Origin of the sequence: Haloarcula sp. JP-L23 (genome assembly GCF_011602445.1) — an archaeon.
GTDB classification, from domain to species: domain Archaea; phylum Halobacteriota; class Halobacteria; order Halobacteriales; family Haloarculaceae; genus Haloarcula; species Haloarcula pellucida.
On record NZ_CP050014.1, the window covers coordinates 3,361,818 to 3,380,590 of the forward strand.

Genomic DNA, 18,773 nt, shown 5'->3' on the forward strand with positions numbered 1-18,773 from the left:
GTGCGACCGGGAAACTTACCGCGTCAGCGGCATCGAGTAGCTCTTCTCGCGTTCGATGACCGCGTCCCACGTCGCTTTGCACTCACACTCGACCTGTTCGAAGACGCTCGGGTCCTGCCGCAGGTCGAAGTCCTTGATGGCGCGCTGGACCCGGTCGTCGCACTCGCCGCAGTTGTGCGGCCCGCGGTCGCTGCCGTGGCCGACGGGGTCGGAGACGACGATGACGTCCTCCTCGGCGGTCGATTCGAGTACGTCGGCGACGGACCAGAGCCACGGCGGGCGGTAGCCGCCGTCGTGGTACAGTTCCTCGACCATCGTGTAGCGCTGGACGTTACAGGGGTTCATCGAGACGGTGTGACAGCCGTCGACGGCCGCACAGCGGCGGACGGAGCGTTTCATGTCCTCGACGGCCTCGCTCTCGGAGAGGAAGACCGGTTTCATCAGGAGATACGCCTTGATACCGGCACCGGCGTCCTCGGCCTCGACGCAGGCGTCCTCGAAGTCCGCGAAGTCGAAGTACTTGTTCACGCAGTCGTGGCGCACGCGGTCGGTCGCGGTTTCGAGGCCGACGGCCACGTCCGTCTGTAGTCCCACGTCGACGAAATCGCTAACGCGGTCTTCCTCGACGAAGTCCGGCAGGGACTCGACGACGATGCGCTCGCGGTCCGCGAACGTCTCGGCGATGGCCTGCCGCGTCTCGGCGGGGACTTCGCGCTCGTCGAGGAAACTCCCGGAGGTGTAAATCTTGATGAGGCCGGATTTCTCGTCGGCCTCCTCGGCCTCGTGGTCCAGACAGTGCCGAACCTGTGCCATCAGGTCCTCGTGGGCGACGCTGCCGCCCTCGACGGACTCGGCGACGTACCCGCACATCGTACACCCGCCGGCGCGGGCCCACCGACAGCCGCCGGTGTTGAGGATGATTGTCAGGCTCTGATACACGCCGTCGGGCGTGTTGTCCTCGTCTAGCCAGACGCGAGTGGGTTCCCGGGGGTCGTAGGTCGAGTCGTTGCGCGCCCGGATGTCACGCATCACCGCGTTGTGGGCGTCCATGCCCTTGCCCTGCTCGTAGACGTCGGGACTGGGCTTGCTCATTGTGCCGGGGTAGCCGACGAGCGCGTAAATCCGCTTCGACCTCTCACTGCGGCCGCCAGTAGAGGAACTGTCTCTAATCGGTCTGGACATCTGAGTGGGAGCGCCCGTCCGATTGACGGACGGGGCTCTCTCCGGGCACCGACTCGTTCCGACGTCGGTTACAGACGGGAGCGGGCGGTAGTCCGCACAGTCTCGTCTTCGGACTGATTCTCCGGGTCGGGGTCCCCGTCGACGGCCGGGAACTCGACCGTGAACGCGCTCCCGTCGGGACCGGTTTCGGCGAGTTCGATGGTGCCGTCGTATCGGTCGGCTAGTACGCTCACGAGGAACAACCCGACCTGGTGGTTTTCGTTCTGGCTTCGCTCGAAGAGGGTCGCACGCTCCGCCGCCGAGATTCCCGGCCCGTTGTCGGCGACGTGGACGGCGACTACTTCGGGCGTCTGTTCGACGGTTATCTCGACGCAGGGGGTCGGACTGTCGTTGTGCTCGACGGCGTTCGACAGGAGGTTGCCGAAGATGCGCCGCATCATCTCGTCGCCGAGAACGGAGACGCCTTCGGGGACCTCGTCCGTAATCTCGACCGAGTCGTACTTCGACTGCAGATCCGATATTTCGGCTTCGAGAAGCGACGAGAGGTCGATTTCGACGAGAGAGCTGTCGTCCCGAGACGCTTTGATGAGCGTCCGTACGTCGTCGATGACGCGAGTCATGTCCTCGCTTTGACGCTGAATCGTTCGCAAGTGGTCCTCGATGTCCGCTTCGTGTTCGTCGAGAACCAACTCGGTGCGTCCCATGATGACCTGAGCGTTGTTTAGCACCTCGTGACGGAGGAGGCTGTTGAGGTAGTCGAGTCGTTCCCGTTCCGCCTCGGTCGCCGCCGCTCTGACTCGAGCGCGTTCGGCGGCCTGTGCCTGTTCGATGGCCCGCGCTTCGATGAACCCGATGACGGCCCCACCCGCCGCCCCGGTGGCGGAGACGATGTGGACCCAGCCGACGATTTCCACGGTGTCCAACCCGGGCCTGACCACTATCAGCGGGACGTTGATGGCAAGGAGTATCGAGGCGGTACCGAGACACCAGAGCGCGACTCGGGGATAGCGGGCGGGGCTAGTGGCGGACCGCGTCAGGAACAGGCCGACGGCTATCACGATGCCGGCGAGTACGGCACTGACCGCGTACGCGGAGAGATTCTGCACCGAATCGAGTTGGCCCACGCCGTCGAAGGCGAGTTGGACTGCGACCTGCGAGAGAAACACGAGACTGCCGAAACCGACGAGTAGCCGGGGAACGAACCGTCGGTGCCGAAACGAGAGTTGTTTCCCCGGCATATATCTACTACCAACATGCCACTCGTGTACGATTAACTTATGCCCTAGTTATCATGCATGGTAAATAGGGGAAAGATGGAGTACACGGGTGTACCCCGACAGATCAGGTTTGATACTCTCGCGTGTGGCTCCCGCCGTCCCGACCAGTCCGAGCGCTCGCGCGAGGCGTCGCCATCGAGCGACGGCGGTCACCGTCCGTACCAGAGCCACGCGACGCTGGCGAGGGCCGCCCCGACGGCGTTGGCGACGAAGTCCGCACCGCTCGTATCACGGGTGGCGACAAGCCCCTGCAGTATCTCGATGCCGGCGCCGTAGCCGACGGTCAGCGCCGCGAGAAGGGCGACGGCGGTGACAGTTCGGGTCCGCTGTCTCCACGCCAGCAACACCGTCAGCGTTCCGTAGCTCCCGGCGTGAACCCACTTGTCCAGCGCGACACCGAGCAACGTCGGCACCGCATCGGCACCGCTCCCGGGCACCGGGACGAGCGAGGTGACCAACAAGAGGGCGGCGAACGCTATCGCGGGCAGGTGTCGTCGGAACCGCGACGAGTCCATACCCGAGAGAGGGGGTGGCACCGCATAAGCAGGGCGGTCACCGGTCTCGGCCGCACGCGAGAACCGGCCAACGACTGCGCCTGCCATCAGATACTTCATCTGGACCCCCGAGAGCGAAGCTAATGACCGACGGGCGAACGGACAGGGTACCGACCCGCCGTGTACTCCTGTCACCGGAGGCACTCGGACTCGTGACGGCCGCGCTCGTCCTCCTCGCGGGGGCAACGCTCCCGCCGCCCGGCGACCTGACGATGGCGGCCCAGCGCGTGCTCGCGGTGTTTCTGACCGCACTGGTCCTCTGGTTGACCGAACCCGTTCCCTACGTCGTCTCGAGCGTGCTCAGCGTGACGCTCCTGTTCGCACTCGGGACCGTAGATTCCTTCGAGGCCGCGGCGACCGGATACGCCTCGACGCTGGTCTTCTTTCTCCTGTTGCTCCTGCTACTGGGCAACGCCATCGGGACGGTCGGTCTGGACAGGCAACTGGCTCGTCGACTACTCTCGGCGGAGAGTACGCCGCGCGGGGCGCTGCGCTCGGTCGCGGGAAGCATGCTCGCGCTGGCGTTCGTGATGCCGTCGGCGATGGCCCGTGCGGTCACGTTCGTCCCCATCGTCGAACAGTTGGAAAGCGGGTTCGGACTGGCCGACGACAGCGGGTTCGAGCGGGCCGGGTTCCTCTTGCTCGGGCACGTAAACCCGATCGCGTCGATGGCGTTGATGACCGGCGGCGGGATGGCGCTCGTCACCTCCGAAATCGTCAGCAACAGCGTCCGACCGGTGACGTGGGTGGAGTGGGCGGTGTTGATGCTCCCGCCGACGGTGCTCCTGTACGCGCTGGCCACTGTCGCCGCCGCCGTCGTGACGACCGTCGACGGAACGACGACGGTGGCCGAGACGGAGAACGCGCCGTTGGCGACGGACGGCGACGGGAGCCAGTTGACGCGGGACCAGCGACTCGTCGCCGTCGTCGTGGCCGGGGCCGTGGTGAGTTGGGTCGCCGGGTCGTTCGTCGGCCTCCCGACGGTCGTGCCGGCCGCCGTCGCGGTGACGGTGCTTGCCCTCCCCGGCATCGGTGTCATCACGACAGAGGACATCACGGAGGTGAGTTGGGGTATCATCTTCCTCATCGGAGCGATGCTCTCGATACTCGAGGTGATGGAGGCCACGGGCGCAATCGACGTCGTCGTCGACGTGCTGACTCGGGTCGTCCCCTTCGGAGCACTGGCCCACTGGCAGGTCGTCGCGGTGTTGCTTGCGCTTGCCGTCGGGATTCGGGTGCTGTTCTCGACCGGGTCGGCCGCTATCGTCGTCGCACTCCCCATCCTGCTTGAGTTCGGCGGTGCCTTCGGCGTCGACCGGCTGTATCTGGCGCTTTCGGCGTTGCTCGTCGTCGGGTCGACGACGCTCCTGCCGTTCAACACGACGGCGGTACTGATATCGATGGACCGCGGACCGCTCTCGCACCGCGACGTCGCCTCGTTCGGCCTGCTGACGATGGGTCTTTCGCTCCTCGTCGTCGCCGTCGCGTGGGTGGCATACTGGCCGCTCGTCGCGTGATGCCGTGAGACATATATAGGCGAGTGGGTTCTTCCCGACACAGGAGGCAACCATTCTCCGCGTCGAGTTCACCACGATGCCGACGGGCGTGATGGCGAAGCTAGCAGAGCGACTGTCGTCCGTGCGGAGCATCGAACTCGACAACGCGTTCTACGTCGAGGACGGGACGTGGATAGAATCGCTGACCGTCGTCGCCAGCGAGCACTTCGACGCCGACGCCCTCGTCGACGACATCTCCGGGGCGTCGCTGTTCTACACCAGCGAGATACCGACGGCGTCCGCCGACGTGGACATCCGACGACTCACCATCCTCGCGACGGAGTCGTACCCGTTCATCCTCGGGTTGGTGCTCCGACAGGAGGCGATTCCGAACCGCATCGTCCTCCAGGACGGCGGGTTCGAAGTCGTGACGACGACGCGGGACTGGGACCAGTTCCGCTCGATGGCCGACGAGGTGCAGGCCACCCTCGGCGAGTTCGAGTTGCTGTCGGTCACACAGAACGAGGAGCCGGGCGAACCGCTGGATAGCGGCCGACTGACCGAGGTGCTCGTCTCGAAACTCACCGACGACCAACTGGAGATTCTGGAGACGGCTTACAACCGGGGGTACTTCGACGTGCCACGGGAGACGTCCGAGACGGAACTGGCCGAGGAACTAGACGTCGCGCAGTCGACGGTCAGCGAACGACTCCGGACGGCCGAGCGGTCGCTCCTCGAACTCATCTACGGCCCGAGAGAGTGACGTGTGTGGGAATGTTCTAACAGACACGCAAACCGGCCCGAAAATATCCACCCCGTTTTAAAATTCGATAGATATCGGTCGGCATAGGGAGTAAAACGATTCTAGATAGCCCGGAAGATGGGGGCGAGATGGCGCCGAAAGATGATGATGAATACGGCAGCGGAACCGGCTCAGGACTGACCCGACGTGGCTACCTCGCGGCGACGGGGACGACCCTCGCGACGAGCGCACTCGCCGGGTGTGGCGGCGACGGTGGCGACGGCGGTAGCGGTGGCGAGAGCCTCACGCCCAACGTGCCGGAGGGGACGCCGGAGACGGTCCAGACCCAGTACTGGCGCGAGTGGGACACCATCGACGCCGACTCGCCGCCACTGGACTACAATGCGTCCGCGGGCGCGGTGCTGGACCCGCTTCCGGTCGAGTTCTCCAGCGAGGACGACCCGTGGATGCGCGAACACGCGCTAATGGTCCAGCGGGGACTCAGCGACCTCGGTATCAGTACGGAACTCAACGACCGGCCGCTCAACCAACTGTACGCCCAGAGTTGGGCGACGAAGGGGCTGGAAGCGGTCATCTCGATGAGTACCCACGGCCCGGACCCACAGCGCGGGTTGGACCCGAACCCGCTGTTGATGCGCCGGAGCGCCGGGAGCCTCTCGAACTACGACAACTACTACCACCCTGAGCTACAGGAAATCCTCACCGAACAGGCCCAGACGACCGACCGGGCGAAGCGCGAGGAACTCGTCGACCGCGCACAGGAGATATTCGCCGAGGACGTGGGTGCGCTCATCACGCTGTTCCCGGACGTCATCACGGCCGTCAACACGGACAAGTGGAGCGGCTACGTGAAGACGCCGGGCAACGGCCCGACGAAGGACTCGTTCGTCTGGTCGGAGGTCAACCTCCAACCGCAGACCGACGACAAGACCTACGTGAAAGGCGTCACGACGTCGATGAACTCCCTGAACCTGCCGTGGGCCGCCGGCGGGGCGGAAGCGAAGCGTCTGACGTTCATCTACGACGGCCTGTTCGACGCGACGCCCGACTTAGACGTGGTTCCGGCGCTGGCGACCGGCGGCGGGTTCGTCGACGATACCACCGTCGAACTCACGCTCCGCGAGGGTGTCGAGTGGCACGACGGCGAACCGTTCACCGCCGAGGACGTGAAGTTCACCGTCGAACTGTACAAGGAACACTCCTCGACGAGTCAGACGCCGTTCTACGAGCCGATAGAGTCCGTCGAAGTGCTGGGTGACCACGAGGTCCGGTTCAACCTGAAGAACCCCGACGCGGCGTTCATGACCCAGCGCGTCGTCCGCAGCGTCATCATCCCGAAGCACAAGTGGGAGGACGTCGACAACCCGTCTCAGCACAACCCCGACGCCCCCGTCGGAACCGGTCCCTTCCAGTTCGAGAACTGGGAGCAGGGGACCCGCTTCGAAGTCTCACGCAACGAGGGCCACTGGATGTTCGACGACGACTGGCGGGCAGACGCGCTGGGCGACCAAGCCGAGAGCGGTCCCGGGGTCGAGAACGTCATCTGGATCAACGTCGGCAACATCGACTCGATGATCGGCTCGCTGCAGGGCGGCGAAATCGACGCCGTCGGCGCGACGCTCTCGAACAGTCAGGCCGACCGCGCGGCCGGCACCAGCGGCGTCGAGAAGATGACGAGCGGCAACTTCGCGCCGCTCGACACGAAGCTCATGTTCTCCTGTCCGCTCGTCCGCGACAAGGAGTTCCGCGTCGCGCTGGCGAAAGCCGTCGACTCCGGCGGGTTCGCCGAGGGCGTCCTGCAGGGTCGGGCGACCGTGCCAAACGGCGAGAACCCCATCTCGGACCTCACGCAGTGGCACAACGGCGAGACGCCGGGATACGAGTTCAACATAGACGAGGCCCGGGCGGTGCTGAAGAAAGCCGGCTACACGTGGGACAGTGACGAAAACCTGCGGTTCCCCAACGGGGACGCGTGGGGCGCGTTCGTCGAGCGCATCCAGCCCGGCAACGCCCACAAACGCCGCTCCGAACTCGGCCAGCCGGACTTCTCGTAATCAGCACACAGGACAATGCACACCGACTGCCCCCTACACACAGAGACGAGAGGACGGCCGGAACGGCCCGGTAGCGCGCCGCTCGCCGCGCGCTGGACGGCCCGAACAGACGTACAGCCGACGACCACGCGACCGACCCGGGAGGCCGACCGATGACGCAGTTCCAGCGATTCCTCGCGAAGCGGCTGGCGATATCCGTGCTGTTGACGCTCGTGGCGGTGTCGGTCATCTTCGTCGTCCTGCGCCTCCTCCCCGGGAGTCCGTTCGAGGCGCTGGTCACCTCCGGCAACCTCAACCAGCAACAAATAAACGAGATTCGCTCGATGTACGGCCTGAATCAGCCCCTGTGGCAGCAGTACATCAGCTACATGGGGAGCATCCTCACCTTCGAGTTCGGTTACTCCATCCTGCGGAGCCAGCCCGTCTGGAGCGTCCTCGAACCGCGACTGGTGAACACGCTCATCCTGCTGGTCCCGGCGCTAGTGACGACGGCGGTTCTGAGCTCCTCGCTCGGGATGTACGTCGGCTGGAACCGGGGGAGCTTCCTCGAGAAGTTCAGCATCATCTCGACGACGTTCCTCCGGTCGACGCCGGTGTTCATCACGGGCATCTTCTTCATCATCGTGTTCGCCTACAACCTCGAACTGGTGCCCGCCTTCGGGATGCGGTCGGTGACCGCCTCGCCCGAGGGGTACGCAGAGACGTTCCTCTCGGTCGACTTCGCCTACCACTACGTCCTGCCCTTTACCGTCGCCGTGCTGTACTACAGCGGCGACTTCCTGCTGTTGGCCCGCAACGGCGTCGTCGAGAAGCGCGGCTCCGAGTTCCTGAAACTCCACCGCGCGAAGGGGCTCTCGGAGATGCAGCAACTGGCCCGCGCCGGGCGGAACTCGATGCTGCCCATCCTGACGTACTTCGCACTCCGCCTCGGGATGATATTTCAGGGACTCATCCTGCTGGAGGTGGTGTTCGGCTGGCCGGGCATCGGCCGCGAACTCGTCCTCGCCATCCAGCAACAGGACTACCCGCTGGTGCAGGCCGCGGTGTTCATCATGGCGCTCGCCGTCATCATCGCGAACCTCGCCGCCGACGTGCTGTACGCGTACTTCGACCCGACCGTCTCGACCAACGGGAGTGGGTCCGCATGAGCACCGAGACCAAACCCAAAGCGGAGTTGTACAAGCGCGTCGACCGGATTCAGTCGCTCGTCCGCGACCAGTTCGCGTTCCTGCGACAGGACCGATTGGCCTTCGCCGGCGTCCTCGTCGTCGGTGCGTTCGTGTTCACGGGCGTGTTCGGACCGTTACTGGCACCCCACGACCCCATCGAGTACACCGTCCGGGACCAAGCCGGGTCTATCCTGCGTCTCTCCGGGCCGACGGGGGCCGCCGTCCTCGGGACGACGGCCTACGGGAAAGACGTCCTGAGCCAGTTCCTCGCCGGGGCGCGGCCGACGCTCATCGTCGGCCTGTTCGGCGGCCTCGGCACCGGTGCTATCGGCTTCCTCGTCGGCCTCGTCAGCGGCTACTACGGCGGCTGGGTCGACGAGGTGCTGATGCGCCTGACCGACCTGACGTTCTCGCTGCCGTTCATGCCGATGGCGCTGCTGCTGTTGACGTTCGTCACCCCGAACATCTGGCTGATGACCGCCATCATCGCCGGGTTCCTCTGGAAGATGCCGGCCCGCGTCGTCCGTTCTGAGGTGCTGTCGGTGCGCGAGCGGACGTTCGTCAAGTCCGCGCGCGCGAGCGGCGCCAGCGACTTCCGGACGATGTTCTACCACGTCGGCCCGAACGTCCTGCCCATCGGCTTCCTGTACACCGCCTACGGCGTCGCGTGGGCCATCGCCGCGCAGGCCAGCCTCGCGTTCCTCGGATTCGGCGACCCGACGATGACCAGTTGGGGCCGGATGCTCCGGCAGGTGTTCGAGTCCGGCAACATGCGCATCGCGTGGTGGTGGGTGTTCCCGCCCGCCATCGGTATCGCCGCCGTGACCACCTCGGTGTTCCTCATCGGCCGCGCCTACGAGGAAGTCATCAACCCCGAAATCCAGACCGATCAATGAGCCTACTCGAAGTCGAAGACCTCAAAGTCACGTACACGACCGACGACGAGAGCGTCCACGCCGTCAACGACGTCTCGTTCAGCATCGACGAGGGCGTCAACTACGGCCTCGCAGGCGAGTCCGGGTCCGGGAAGTCCACGGTCGCGGAGGCGTTGCTGGGCTTGCTTCCGGGCAACGGCACCGTCGAACGCGGGACCATCCAGTTCGACGGGAAAGACCTCACCTCGCTCTCGGAAGCCGAACGCCGGGACGTCCTCTGGGAGGACATCGCGTACATCCCACAGAGCGCGATGGACTCGCTGGACCCCGTGATGTCCACGGGCGCCCAAATCACGCAGGCCATCCACAACCATCGGAACGTCTCGGATGCGAAGGCGAGGAACCGCGTCCGCGAACTGTTCGAAATCGTCGGACTCGACCCCGACCGCATCGACGACTACCCACACGAGTTCTCCGGCGGGATGCGCCAGCGCGTCACCATCGCGATGGCGCTGGCGCTGGAACCGGACCTCATCATCGCCGACGAACCGACCACCGGCCTCGACGTCATCGTCCAGGACAAGATAATCGACAAGATTCTGGAGATACAGGAGCGCATGGACAGTTCCCTGCTCCTCATCACCCACGAAATCGGCGTCATCGCCGAGACCTGCGACGAACTGTCAATCCTCTACGGCGGGAAGGTGATGGAACAGGGCAGCGTCGACAACGTCCTCGTCAACCCCACGAACCCGTACACGATGGGGCTGAAGAACTCCTTCCCCGAAATCGAGGACGGCGACGCCGACCCGGTGGCGATTCCCGGGTCGCCGCCGAACCTGAATCGGGAACCGACCGCCTGCGTGTTCGAGGACCGCTGTCCGTTCGCCACCGACGAGTGCGGCGAGTCCCATCCCGACCTCGTGGACCTCCCCAACCGGAACCACCGGTCGGCCTGTCACAACGTCGAGGAAGCAGCCCAGATGCGCCGAGACGCCAAATCCCCGGAGACGTGGGACATCCCCGACTCGGACGCCGACGGCTCCGACCGCGGGGAGGTCGTCCTCGAAACCGACGGGTTGGAGAAGTACTACGAGCAGAGCCAGTCGCTGGTGAGCCAGTTCCGCGGCGAGGACCCCGACTACGTGAAGGCCGTCGACGGCGTCTCGCTGTCGGTCCGCCGGTCGGAGGTGCTCGGTGTCGCCGGCGAGAGTGGGTGCGGGAAGTCCACGCTGGGCGAGACAATCGCCCTGCTTGAGGACCCCACTGGCGGCGAGATGGTGTTCGACGGCGAACCCTTCGAGTACTATCAGGACGGGAACTTACAGGAGTTCCGCCGGAAGGTCCAGATAATCTTCCAGGACCCGTTCGACTCGCTGAACCCAAGACAGACCGTCCGGAAGTTGGTCGGCGAACCGCTGACCATCCACGACTACCGGACCGACGAGCGGGAACGGGCCATCGTCGAGACCTTAGAGAAGGTGGGGCTGACGCCCGCCGAGAAGTTCCTAGACCAGTATCCACACGAACTCTCGGGCGGGCAACGCCAGCGCGTCGCCGTCGCGAAGGCGCTGGTGTTGGACCCGGACTTCCTCATCTGCGACGAACCGGCGTCGATGCTGGACGTCTCGCTGAAGGTGAACTTGTTGAACCTGCTCCGGGGACTGGCCGACGCCGAGGACATCGGCATCGTCTACATCTCCCACGACCTCGCGAGTCTGGTGCAGGTGTCGGACCGACTGGCAATCATGTACCTCGGGCGGATCATCGAGGAGGGCGACGTCGGCCGCATCGCGACTCAGCCGAAACATCCCTACACGACGTCGTTGCTCGCCGCGGCCCCGGAGAAAGACCCGACGGCCGACCGGACTCGGGTCCTCCTCGACGGGGAACCACCGGACCCGGTCGACCTCCCCTCGGGGTGTGCGTTCGCGCCGCGGTGCCCCAAGGCCGAGGAGTCGTGCTGGGAGGCCGAACCGGGCCTCGACGAGGCCGGCGACGCCGACCACCGGGCCGCGTGTTACTTCCCCGACGACGAGAGCGAGTCGGCCGCCTCCAAGGGGACCGCCGGCGACGGGGGCTTCGAGACGCCGGTCGACGCCGACTCGCTGAGCGACTGACGCCATGGCAGGGTTCGAGACGAGCGTCGTGTCGGTCTTCGGGGGCCTCTCGACGGACGCCGCGACTGCCGTCGGCGTCGCGTCGCTCGTCGCGTTGCTCGCGCTGTCGGGCTTCTTCTCCTCGGCGGAGATAGCGATGTTCTCGCTGGCCCGGCACCGCGTCGAGTCGCTCGTGGCCGACGGTGCCACCGGCGCGGAGACCGTCGCGTCGCTGAAAGACGACCCGCACCGACTACTGGTGACCATCCTCGTCGGGAACAACCTCGTCAACATCGCCATGTCCTCCATCGCGACGGGACTGCTCGCGATGTACCTCACACAGGGGCAGGCGGTGCTCGCGGCGACGTTCGGCGTTACGGCCGTCGTCCTGCTGTTCGGCGAGAGCGCCCCCAAGTCCTACGCCATCGAGAACACCGAATCGTGGGCACTGGCCGTCGGCCGACCGCTGCAACTCTCGGAGTACGTGCTGTATCCGCTGGTGGTCACGTTCGATAGGCTGACCCGCGTCGTCAACCGCCTGAGCGGCGGCGGTACCGCCATCGAGACGTCCTACGTGACCCGCGACGAGATACGGGAGTTGATTCAGACCGGCGAGAGCGAGGGCGTCATCGAGCGCGAAGAGCGCGAGATGCTCCAGCGGGTGTTTCGCTTCGACGACACCATCGCCAAGGAGGTGATGACCCCGCGACTCGACGTGACCGCCGTCCCCCGGACGGCGACCGTCGACGACGCCGTGGCGGCCTGCGTCGAGAGCGGCCACTCCCGCCTGCCCGTCTACGAAAGCGACCTCGACAGCGTGGTCGGCGTCGTCGAACTCCGTACCCTCGTCGACGGCGACGACGCCGCGGACGACTCGCTGGACGGCTACGTGCGAGAGACGCTCCACGTCCCCGAGAGCAAGCACGTCGACGACCTGTTCCGCGAGATGCGCGACCGGCGCGTCGAGCAGGTGGTCGTCGTCGACGAGTTCGGGACGACGGAGGGCATCGTCACGACCGAGGACATCGTCGAATCCGTCGTCGGCGAGATACTCGACGTCGGCGAGGACCACCCAATCGACGTGGTCGACGAACGAACCGTGGTGGTCGACGGAGCCGTCGACGTCGAGGCCGTCAACGACGTGGTCGGCGTCGACCTGCCGGACGGCGAGGAGTTCGAGACGGTCGCCGGGTTCGTCTTCAACCGCGCCGGCCGACTGGTCGAAGCCGGCGAGACCATCACCTACGACGGGGCCGAACTGACCGTCGAGGCCGTCGATAGGACCCGAATCGAGCGAGTGCGCATCACCGACCCCGAACCGTCCGAACCCGCAGAGCGCGAAGCGACCGCGTCGGGCTAGTCGGGACCGCACAGCGCGGCAAACGCGTGCGTCGAATAGGGCCGTCAGAGTGACGTGACGCCGAGGACCAACGCCAGCGCCCGGAGGCCCACGACGACGCCGGCGACGCCAGCCACGCCGTATATCGCCGCCCGGTTCCGGTACCGGGACGCCGCTGTCGACAGCGACCCCACGGCGACGTGGACGTCTCCGCCGAGGACGAGTCCGTCGTCGGTTGGCCGCGCAGTCCCCGCGACGGCGACGTGGTCGCCCGGCCCGGCGACCGACTCCTCGTAGCGGCGTGGCTTTTCCCGGTGGTCGCGTTCCACCTTCGGCGCGGGGTTCGGGAAGTCGGCGGACAGGCTTTCGTCGGCGTCGAGTGACAGCGTCCGCGTGGCCGCGAGGTCCACCGTCGCGTCGTCGGGGTCGACCCACACCGGCCCGCTCCCGTCGTCGACGGCAAAGCGGACGCCGCCGACGCCACCGTCCCGGACGACCCACTGCTCTCGCTGGCCGACGTCGCCGACGCCGTGGGGGTCCAGTACCTCGACGTTCCACGACCAGCAACACGCCTCGCGGCCCGTGACCGGTGCGCTGTCGACGGCGGCGTCGGTAACCTCGCCCGTACAGGCCGCCGCACCGGGCGACAGCGACCCCGTCGGCACGTCGCCGTCGGGATGGAGTCGTCGCCACCGCCGGACGAAGGTCCGGCAACTGGCGAGGCCGGCCAGTCCGAGGACGAGCGGTATCGACGACCCGAGGACGAGCATTCCGACCCCCCGGACGTCCGTCTCGGGGTCGAAGAACGTCACGTCGCCGAGAAACCCCATCGCGACGACGACGACGAGCGTGACCACGGTGATTGCCGCGCCGTCACGCGGTGTGAGTCCAGCAGGAAGTGCGCTGTTTGGCATCGCGGCCGCCTCGTAGTAGACGTACGCGCCGGCGAGACAGACGACCATCCCGGCGACGACGAAGAGATACAGCGTGAGCGCTCCAGCCATCGGTTCCGGTAGTCGACGGCGGACAAAAAAGGTGGGCGGAGAGTGATCCGACCGACGAGTGTGTGTCTATCTGTCGCAAAAATAGCAGTAAGCGGCAATATCAGCTCTTAGCCCCGTCCGTCGTATCGAGTACTAGGTGAACCCGATGGCGTACATGCACGTGAAAGCGACCGTCGACGACTTCGACGAATGGAAGGACGACTTCGAGCGGTATCACTCTCGCCGGGCGGAGTACGGCGGAGAGAGCTATCAACTCTTTCAGTCCACCGCGAATCCGAACGAGATTACCGTCCTCATCAAGTTCGACGAGGAAACGAACGCCCGCGCTTGGAACGACTATCTCGTCGGTGAGGACGAGTTGACCGAACCGGAGATGCACGACGTCGAGATATCGTATCTCGATCTGACGGAACGAAAGGCGCTTTCTCCGGCCTGATTTTGGCCTGTTGTCTCACCGTCGCTGCTGGATTCACTCAGCCACTGAGCTGTCCGTTCAGCCCCGTCGAGCAGAAATCGACCCGGGATTGACACTGGGACGGTCGCGCCCTACCGCTCCTCGACGTGGCGCATCTGGACGGCGATGCCCCGCGTCGAGGACTGCATCTCCGACCCGTTCATCTCGGCGCGGCCGACGCCGAAGGCGGCGTCGCCCCGCACGACGACGTCGTCGCCGACGCGGATGTCGTCGCTGGCGTCGACGATGCCCGGCGCGAGGACCGACCCGTGGGGGACGAACGGCTCTATCTCGACCGTTTTGGTCGGGACGTCGCTCTCGACCCAGCGGCGTGCACCCGCGAGCGTCAGCGAGAGGACGCCGTACTGCTGGGCCAGCGCCGCCAGTTGCTCGCCGTCCTCGTCGTCGGCCCGCAACTGTGGATAGCGGCCCTGCGTGCCGATGTCGGCGAACATCTCGTCGCCCGCACCGGCGCCGAACTGGTAGTCTGCGACGGCCCGGATGGTGTTGGCCTCGCGGGTCGACTTCCGGTAGGTGTCCCACCCCTCCAGTTCGGCCGCGAGGTTGCCGAGCGAGTCGGCCGTCGTCGGGTGGTCGGAGACGGTGTAGGTGAACTCGAGGCCGAGGGCGTCCTCGACGCGTTCACAGATGTCGCGGTACCCCTCGCCGGGGACGTGCGCGATGATTTCGGGGTAGTCGGCGTCGTCGAGGTAGCGTTCGAGGACCTGCGAGACGAACTCGATTTCGTTTGCAGTCCAGCGGCCCGTCACCACCGAGTCGTAGTGCTGGGCAGGGTAGGTGAGTTCGAGTTCCTGCGGGACGACGCCGATGGGCGAGGTCATCGACACCATGTGGGCGCGCCAGTGGACGGCGTCGTGGTACTGCTTGTGGCTCTGGGAGTCGCTGTAGGGTTTCCGGGCGGAACAGGGGACGATGACGAGCGGCCGGTCGTCGAACCGCGGGACGTAGCGGTCGGTCACTCGCTCGGCGAAGCGCTGAATCTCGACGCGGCGAATCGAGTCCTCGCTGGCCGCCGATAGCTGTGCGCGCCGAATCAGGGGCGTCCGCTGTTCGACGTAGCCGTACTGCTGGTCCAGTCGGCGGAACGTCGCGGTCAGCCAGTTGTCCTGTCGGGCCTGTCCCTCAACGTAGTCCCGCAGGCGGCCGTCGCGGATGCGGCGGCGGACCCGGCGGAGTTCCGCCGCGAGGGCGTTGACGTTGTGTTCGACGCAGTCCTCGCGCGTGAACTCCTCGCGGGGCACCTGACAGGCCGGACACGAGCAGGGGAGTTCGTCTAAGTCTTCGAGGAAGTACGCCTCGTCCGTCGTCAGATAGCGCCCCTCCGTCCCGCGGATCACGGCCCGGTGGGGGTCCACGACGTCGACACCCGAATAGACGAGCGTCGCGACGTTCCGGGGCGTGGCGACGCCGGGCAGATAGAGAGCGGTGTCGGCGGGCGTAGCCTCCCGCGTGGTCGTCACGGCGTCGACGAACGCCGACGCGTGGCCCACGTAGCCCGGCGCGCCAGCGAGGACGTACACGTCGCTGCCGACGTCCTCGGCAGTGTCCGGCGAGACGACGGCACCGCTCGGGAACGAGACGTCGGGGTACTCGGGGGCAAAGGCCTCTGTGACTTCCTCGGGCGTGCCCGCGGGCAGGCCGCGGTGTGGGAGTACCGTCACCCGCGACTCGTCGCCTTCCGGCGTCTCCTGTTTGGCGGGCCAGCGACTGCCGGCGTCGCGGAGGACCCGATGGACGTCACCGGGCGTGTCGGCGTCCACGTCGTCGACCAGCGCCGGGGTCGTCACGGACTCGGCGAGGCGCAACTCGCCCAGTCGCGCGGCACCGTCGCGCTCGTGGACCTCGAAGTAGTCGGTCATGCCCACTTCTCGGCCACGGGCGAGTAACTATCTTGCTCTTCGAGGGCCGAGACGGGCAACGGTAATCCCCGCGGCGTCCGAAACCCCGCCCATGGAGGTCACAGTGTACGGCCACCTCCGGGGTGCCACCGGCGAGAAGACGGTGACCGTCGACTTCGACGGCGGGACGGTCCGGGAGGCGGTGTCGGCGCTCGTCGAAGCGTACCCGCGTGCTGAACGACACCTCTTCGACGACGAGGCCCTCGAATCGAGCGTGCGGTTGTCCGTCGACGGGGCCACGGTGGACCCAGAAGACGACTGTCCGGCCGACGCCGAACTCAGCGTCCATCCTCCGATGCAGGGTGGCTGAGCACGACGCGGCGCTCGTCGACGGCGCTCACGCGGCAGACTACGTTATCCGTTCGGCGCCGTCGGTGATCGCATCGAGCGGTCGGAGGCGGTACGCGCCAGAGTCGGTGTGCTGTTCGAGGACGGCCCGTTCGGTGTGCGGCGGCGCCGTCACCGTCGGCGTCGTGATGATCTCTCGCTCGACGATGGCACAGAACCGCCAGTACCCGTCGTCGTCGGACATACCTGGTCGAATGTCGTCCCGCATGTGACAAAAGCGTGCGGTGTGGGCACGTGGCACAATCGGATGGCCGTGGGGTTTTGGCCCTCGGACAGTAACTGCCCAGTATGGTCGGGTCCCGAACCGCGACGGCTATCGTCGGCCTCGTCGTGAGCCTCCTCGTCACCGCGGCGCTCTGGTGGTACTTCGAGAGCCTGTTCGTCTTCCTGTTCCTCCCGTTCGTTCCGTTCCTCTTCCGGGGGCTCGGCGACGGCGAACCGACCGTCGTACAGGAGTGTCCGCACTGCGGGTTTCAGGCGACCGTGGACTCGTACGATTACTGCCCGCGGGACGGCACACGGCTGGAACCGGCGTCCGAACGGTAACGCGCGCTCCTGACAAGCACTTATTGCGAGAGGGTTGATATGGTGGCGTATGCCGGGGGTTCGAAGGGGAACGTGCGAGGACGTCCCGGCGGTCCAGCGTGTCGGTCGCCGGGCGTGGCACGCCGCTCACGACGACATCGTCGGTGCGGACACCGTCGACGCGTTCCTCCAGCGGTACTACACGCCGTCGCGCCTCGAAACGGCGATAACCGACACCGAACGCGTGTTCCTCGTCGCCACAGCCGACGACGAGGTGATCGGGTTCGCCGACGCCGAGCAGAGTGACGACGGGGACCGAACGTGGTCGCTGGCACGCATCTACGTCGACCCCGACTACTGGGGGGCGGGCGCCGGGACGACGCTGCTCGGTGACCTCGAATCGAGACTCCGTGAACGCGGCGGCCGTCGCCTGCGGCTCGTCGTCATGGCCGGCAACGACGCCGCTATCGGGTTCTACGAGGCACGGGGGTTCGGCCGCGTCGACGACCACTACGACGAGTTCCTCGACGTGGAGGGCTACGTCTACGCCAAGTCGCTCTAGTCCGGTCGTTCGGCGACGAGGACGCCGACCTGCTCGGAGACCATCTCGACGGCCGTCAGCGCGTAGCCCGCGTCGGTGAAGGCGTCGGCGAGGACGCCGACCGTCGCCGGGTCGTCCACCTCGGGGCTGTAGAACGGGTCGTCGGGATTCGGTTCGCCGAAGAACATCACGTCGCCGAGGACGATGCGGTGCGGACCGAGGCCGGCGATGACGTCGATGGCCTCGCGCTTCTCGTCGTCGCCGAGGTGGTGCATCGCGAAGTTCGAGGTGACGACGTCCACGTCGACACCGTCTGGCACCTGCGGGTCGCGGAAGCGGCCCTCGCCGAACGTGACGTTTGCGACGCCGTTCTCGGCGGCCTTCTCGCGGGCCTGTTCGAGCATCCCCTCGCTGATATCGCGGCCGACGACCTCGGCAGCCTCGTCGGCGACGCCGAAGGCGATAGCGCCCGTCCCGGTGCCCAAATCCAGCACCACGTCCTCGGAGTCGGGGTCGGCGTGGGCGACGACGAGGTCCGCGCAGGCCCGGTACTCCGGAGAGTCCTGACTCTCGTCGTAGTCGACGGCGTGGTCGGAGAATCGGTCCGCGTGTTCGTCCAGCGACTTCTTCATACCCGATGCTGGAGTCGCGCGTTGAAAGGTTCCGCGGACTCGGCCGATACCGTCGAAAACGGGTGGAACGGTGTGGAGCAACGGGGAGACGAGCGGGGGTCAGGGAGGAGTGCGTGGAGTGGGGTCACGCGCCGGTCGCTACGTCGACCGCGCGTGTGGGAGCGTCAGCGGGTACGGGACTCTACTTACCGGCGGCGTCGGCCGCGGCCTCGCTCGCGTCGCTCGCGTTGGCCGCCGCGTCGGCACCCCCGGAGGCCTCACTGCCGCCCGGTGTCAGACCACTGATGGTCTCACCGATGCCGTCTTTGGCCTCGCCGGCCGACGACCCGACCTCGCCGAGGATGTCGCCGACGAAGTCCGGTACCTGCGCGGGCAGGTCTGTGGGCGGGCCGGCCTGCATCGCCAGCTGCGCCGCGTCGTTTGCGAACGTTGCCATCGTGAGCGGGTCTGCTTCGAACATTGCAACTCGGTCTTCCGGGGACAGGTGTAAAGTGGGGGGTGGCCGTGAACCCGATTGCCGGCCGGTTTCGGGCCGATTTTAC

General features: G+C 66.4%; 19 protein-coding genes. 11 read left to right on the top strand and 8 right to left on the bottom strand.

Features of this window, described 5'->3' with window-relative positions:
- Positions 1-15: 15 nt before the first annotated feature.
- The 3 genes from G9465_RS17645 to G9465_RS17655 all read right to left on the bottom strand — a co-directional run bounded on the left by G9465_RS17645 (position 16) and on the right by G9465_RS17655 (position 2,974).
- Positions 16-1,092, bottom strand: a complete 1,077-nt coding sequence (locus tag G9465_RS17645; RefSeq protein ID WP_166972398.1) for an archaeosine biosynthesis radical SAM protein RaSEA — start codon at positions 1,090-1,092, stop codon at positions 16-18.
- A gap of 158 nt (positions 1,093-1,250) precedes the next feature.
- Complete coding sequence (locus G9465_RS17650) at positions 1,251-2,420, bottom strand: sensor histidine kinase KdpD (protein ID WP_166972402.1); 1,170 nt, start codon at positions 2,418-2,420, stop codon at positions 1,251-1,253.
- Between the two features lie 188 nt (positions 2,421-2,608).
- Entirely contained in the window at positions 2,609-2,974 is a 366-nt protein-coding gene (locus tag G9465_RS17655) for a VanZ family protein (protein ID WP_166972403.1), read from the bottom strand.
- Between the two features lie 122 nt (positions 2,975-3,096).
- Here G9465_RS17655 and G9465_RS17660 point away from each other — a divergent pair, with 122 nt between their 5' ends.
- From G9465_RS17660 to G9465_RS17690, 7 genes are all read left to right on the top strand, one after another.
- Positions 3,097-4,530, top strand: coding sequence for an SLC13 family permease (locus tag G9465_RS17660; protein WP_166972405.1), 1,434 nt, complete (start codon positions 3,097-3,099; stop codon positions 4,528-4,530).
- Positions 4,531-4,621: 91 nt separating this feature from the next.
- Positions 4,622-5,272 carry a helix-turn-helix domain-containing protein gene (locus tag G9465_RS17665; RefSeq protein ID WP_166973100.1) on the top strand — a complete coding sequence of 217 codons (651 nt, stop codon included), beginning with the start codon at positions 4,622-4,624 and terminating at the stop codon, positions 5,270-5,272.
- Between the two features lie 128 nt (positions 5,273-5,400).
- Positions 5,401-7,326: an ABC transporter substrate-binding protein gene (locus G9465_RS17670; protein WP_166972407.1), complete on the top strand. Its 1,926-nt coding sequence runs from the start codon at positions 5,401-5,403 to the stop codon at positions 7,324-7,326.
- Between the two features lie 152 nt (positions 7,327-7,478).
- A complete protein-coding gene (locus tag G9465_RS17675; protein WP_166972409.1) occupies positions 7,479-8,474 on the top strand; it encodes an ABC transporter permease in 996 nt (331 codons plus the stop codon).
- Positions 8,471-9,391, top strand: coding sequence for an ABC transporter permease (locus G9465_RS17680; RefSeq protein WP_166972411.1), 921 nt, complete (start codon positions 8,471-8,473; stop codon positions 9,389-9,391). The genes G9465_RS17675 and G9465_RS17680 overlap by 4 nt, the downstream gene beginning before the upstream one ends.
- Positions 9,388-11,490: an ABC transporter ATP-binding protein gene (locus G9465_RS17685; RefSeq protein WP_166972413.1), complete on the top strand. Its 2,103-nt coding sequence runs from the start codon at positions 9,388-9,390 to the stop codon at positions 11,488-11,490. The genes G9465_RS17680 and G9465_RS17685 overlap by 4 nt, the downstream gene beginning before the upstream one ends.
- A gap of 4 nt (positions 11,491-11,494) precedes the next feature.
- Complete coding sequence (locus G9465_RS17690) at positions 11,495-12,829, top strand: hemolysin family protein (RefSeq protein WP_166972415.1); 1,335 nt, start codon at positions 11,495-11,497, stop codon at positions 12,827-12,829.
- Positions 12,830-12,873: 44 nt separating this feature from the next.
- Here the strand turns inward: G9465_RS17690 and G9465_RS17695 are convergent, their stop codons facing one another.
- Positions 12,874-13,812, bottom strand: coding sequence for a hypothetical protein (locus tag G9465_RS17695; RefSeq protein WP_166972417.1), 939 nt, complete (start codon positions 13,810-13,812; stop codon positions 12,874-12,876).
- Between the two features lie 145 nt (positions 13,813-13,957).
- On the opposite strand from G9465_RS17695, the gene G9465_RS17700 reads away from it, so the two are divergent.
- Positions 13,958-14,248 (top strand): antibiotic biosynthesis monooxygenase, encoded by a 291-nt coding sequence (locus G9465_RS17700; RefSeq protein ID WP_166972419.1) that lies wholly within the window; start codon positions 13,958-13,960, stop codon positions 14,246-14,248.
- Positions 14,249-14,358: 110 nt separating this feature from the next.
- Here G9465_RS17700 and arcS read toward each other — a convergent pair whose 3' ends face one another.
- Positions 14,359-16,146, bottom strand: coding sequence for an archaeosine synthase subunit alpha (gene arcS, locus G9465_RS17705; protein ID WP_166972421.1), 1,788 nt, complete (start codon positions 16,144-16,146; stop codon positions 14,359-14,361).
- A gap of 91 nt (positions 16,147-16,237) precedes the next feature.
- Here arcS and G9465_RS17710 point away from each other — a divergent pair, with 91 nt between their 5' ends.
- Positions 16,238-16,495, top strand: a complete 258-nt coding sequence (locus tag G9465_RS17710) for a ubiquitin-like small modifier protein 1 (protein WP_166972423.1) — start codon at positions 16,238-16,240, stop codon at positions 16,493-16,495.
- A 39-nt stretch (positions 16,496-16,534) separates the two neighbouring features.
- On the opposite strand, the gene G9465_RS17715 is transcribed toward G9465_RS17710, so the two are convergent.
- Positions 16,535-16,717 carry a hypothetical protein gene (locus G9465_RS17715; RefSeq protein WP_166972425.1) on the bottom strand — a complete coding sequence of 61 codons (183 nt, stop codon included), beginning with the start codon at positions 16,715-16,717 and terminating at the stop codon, positions 16,535-16,537.
- A gap of 104 nt (positions 16,718-16,821) precedes the next feature.
- Here G9465_RS17715 and G9465_RS17720 point away from each other — a divergent pair, with 104 nt between their 5' ends.
- Together G9465_RS17720 and G9465_RS17725 are read left to right on the top strand one after the other, a co-directional pair.
- Positions 16,822-17,079 (top strand): hypothetical protein, encoded by a 258-nt coding sequence (locus tag G9465_RS17720; protein ID WP_166972427.1) that lies wholly within the window; start codon positions 16,822-16,824, stop codon positions 17,077-17,079.
- Positions 17,080-17,128: 49 nt separating this feature from the next.
- Positions 17,129-17,620, top strand: coding sequence for a GNAT family N-acetyltransferase (locus G9465_RS17725; RefSeq protein WP_166972429.1), 492 nt, complete (start codon positions 17,129-17,131; stop codon positions 17,618-17,620).
- Here the strand turns inward: G9465_RS17725 and G9465_RS17730 are convergent.
- Entirely contained in the window at positions 17,617-18,231 is a 615-nt protein-coding gene (locus G9465_RS17730; RefSeq protein WP_166972431.1) for a class I SAM-dependent methyltransferase, read from the bottom strand. The genes G9465_RS17725 and G9465_RS17730 overlap by 4 nt on opposite strands.
- 181 nt (positions 18,232-18,412) lie before the next feature.
- Positions 18,413-18,691: a hypothetical protein gene (locus tag G9465_RS17735; protein ID WP_166972433.1), complete on the bottom strand. Its 279-nt coding sequence runs from the start codon at positions 18,689-18,691 to the stop codon at positions 18,413-18,415.
- Positions 18,692-18,773 lie beyond the last annotated feature (82 nt).